This is a genomic window from Pseudomonas sp. JV245A (assembly GCF_032424515.1).
In the GTDB taxonomy this organism is placed as follows: Bacteria; Pseudomonadota; Gammaproteobacteria; order Pseudomonadales; family Pseudomonadaceae; genus Aquipseudomonas; species Aquipseudomonas protegens.
Map to the genome: position 1 here is coordinate 1 of NZ_VYKE01000316.1, position 2,624 is coordinate 2,624.

The following is a 2,624-nucleotide window of genomic DNA, read 5'->3' on the forward strand; positions in this document are numbered from 1 at the left end:
GGCTTGGCCATGAAGGTGGTGTCCATCTCATGGTCGTAGGCGATGTTCTTGATCAGGCGCTTGAGCAGGACCGCGTAGTCGCAGGCCTTGATCGGGTCGGCCACGTGGTGCAGGTTGACTTCGAATTGTGCCGGGGCACTTTCCTTGACGATGGCGTCGGCCGGGATGCCTTGTTCCTTGGCACCTTCCAGGATGTCCTGGAGGCAGTCGACGTATTCGTCGAGGTCGTCGATCAGGTAGACCTGGGTGGAGTGCGGGCGCTTGCCGGAAATCGGCGAGCGTGGTGGCTGTGGCCGGCCGTTCACGTTCTCCTGGTCGATCAGGTAGAACTCCAGCTCGAAAGCGGCGCAGATGGTCAGGCCCAGTTCGTCGAACTTGGTCACCACCTGGCGCAGGACTTCCCGTGGATCGGCAAAGAAGGGGTCGCCTTCGAGTTCGTGCATGGTCATCAGCAATTGCGCGGTAGGGCGCTTCTGCCAGGGCTCGTTGCACAGGGTATCGGGGATTGGATAGCAGATCCGGTCGGCGTCGCCGATGTCCAGACCCAGGCCGGTGCTTTCCACCGTAGAGCCATTGATATCCAGGGCAAACAGGGAGGCCGGCAGGTTGATGCCTTTCTCGTAAACCTTGTGGAGGCTGGTGCGTTCGATGCGCTTGCCGCGCACCACACCATTCATATCCGCAATCAGAAGGTCAACGTACAGAACCTCAGGATGTTCCTTAAGGAACGCGTTCGCTTCGTTGAGCTGAACGGCACGCGGGGGTACCGACATGATGCAACACCTTTGTTGTTAAAAATATCAATCATTGATCTTTTCTGGTTTCAGTCAACCCGAACGGCATGCCGAAGTCAAGTAAGGCCTTTTATGCCCTAATAAAGGGCTGGCAAGGCTCTTTTGGGGCAAAACAGGGCGTTTTTTGGGGCTCGGCCGCCTTGGGTACCGCAGGCTTGAGCGGGCCGTGTTGTATTTTTTACGGGGGTGTTGTGTAAAAAAATGAACAAGGCTAAGCTCGAATCAAACCCATAACAGCAATAATACCGGGGTGTTTCATGTCTCGCCTGCCGTTAATCGGCGTCACCGCCTGCTCCAGGCAGATCGGTCTGCATGCTTATCACATCAGTGGCGACGAGTATGTCCACGCAGTAGCCAGCGCAGCCCAGGGCGTGCCGGTGATTATCCCGTCCATGGCGGAACTGCTTTCCCCGTCCGATATTCTGGACGGTCTGGACGGCATTCTCTTTACCGGCTCTCCCTCCAATATCGAACCTTTCCATTACCAGGGTCCTGCCAGCGCGCCGGGCACTGCTCATGATTCTGCACGGGATGCTGCCACCCTGCCGCTGCTGAACGCCGCCGTCGCAAGTGGCGTTCCGGTGCTGGGCATCTGCCGCGGCTTCCAGGAAATGAACGTGGCCCTGGGCGGCAGCCTGCATCAGAACGTGCAGCAGGTGCAGCCTTTCATGGACCACCGGCACGCCGAACAGCCCGACCAGCCCCTGGACGCCTGGTACGCGCCCGCCCATGACCTGCATATCAAGGCAGGTGGTGTTCTGGCGGGGCTGGGCCTGCCGGAGCGGATTCAAGTCAACTCGATCCATGCCCAGGGCGTCGAGCGTCTGGCCCCGGGGCTGCGGGTCGAGGCGCTGGCTCCCGACGGGTTGGTAGAGGCGGTTTCGGTAGAAGCCAGCAAGGCTTTTGCACTGGGGGTGCAATGGCACCCCGAATGGCAGGTAAGCTGCAACCCTCACTACCTGGCCATCTTCCAGGCTTTTGGTGATGCCTGCCGCAAGCGGGCAAGACAACGCGACGCCGAAGCGTCACACAAGGCCTGACTTAATAGAGAGTCAGGAAACTCAGCCTAGAGGCATTTATGAGTAACAACCTCGACCAGCTCACCGATTGGTTGAAAGACCACAAGATCACAGAAGTCGAATGCATGATCGGCGATTTGACCGGGATCACCCGGGGCAAGATCTCGCCGACCAACAAGTTCATTGCCGAAAAAGGCATGCGCCTGCCCGAGAGCGTGCTGCTGCAGACCGTGACCGGCGACTATGTCGAAGACGACATCTATTACGAACTGCTGGACCCGGCCGACATCGACATGGTCTGCCGCCCGGACCAGAACGCGGTGTACCTTGTGCCCTGGGCCATCGAGCCTACTGCCCAGGTGATCCATGACACCTACGACAAGCAGGGCAACCCCATCGAGCTGTCGCCGCGCAACGTCCTGAAGAAGGTCCTAAAACTCTACGCCGACCACGGCTGGCAGCCCATCGTGGCGCCGGAGATGGAGTTCTACCTGACCAAGCGCAGCGACGATCCGGACTACCCGTTGCAGCCGCCGATCGGCCGCTCCGGCCGCCCGGAGACCGGGCGCCAGTCGTTCTCCATTGAGGCTGCGAACGAATTCGACCCGCTGTTCGAAGACGTCTATGACTGGTGCGAACTGCAGGAGCTGGACCTGGACACGCTGATCCACGAGGACGGCACGGCGCAGATGGAGATCAACTTCCGTCACGGCGATGCCCTGTCCCTGGCCGACCAGATCCTGGTGTTCAAGCGCACCATGCGCGAAGCCGCGCTCAAGCACGACGTGGCCGCCACCTTCATGGCCAAGCC

1 protein-coding gene and 2 pseudogenes are annotated in these 2,624 nt (G+C 59.9%); 2 read left to right on the forward strand and 1 reads right to left on the reverse strand.

Annotation, left to right across the window (positions count from 1 at the left end; translation table 11 throughout):
* A pseudogene (locus tag F6S12_RS31075) lies at window positions 1-773 on the reverse strand (glutamine synthetase); the annotation flags it as partial.
* A 278-nt stretch (window positions 774-1,051) separates the two neighbouring features.
* Between F6S12_RS31075 and F6S12_RS31080 the strand changes: the two are divergent.
* Entirely contained in the window at window positions 1,052-1,834 is a 783-nt protein-coding gene (locus tag F6S12_RS31080) for a gamma-glutamyl-gamma-aminobutyrate hydrolase family protein (RefSeq protein WP_077934929.1), read from the forward strand.
* Between the two features lie 38 nt (window positions 1,835-1,872).
* Window positions 1,873-2,624, forward strand: a pseudogene (locus tag F6S12_RS31085) (glutamine synthetase); the annotation flags it as partial.

Excerpts from the sequence above, each read along its gene's own strand:
- F6S12_RS31080 (WP_077934929.1), top strand. The coding sequence starts at position 1,052 with ATGTCTCGCCTGCCGTTAATCGGCGTCACCGCCTGCTCCAGGCAGATC.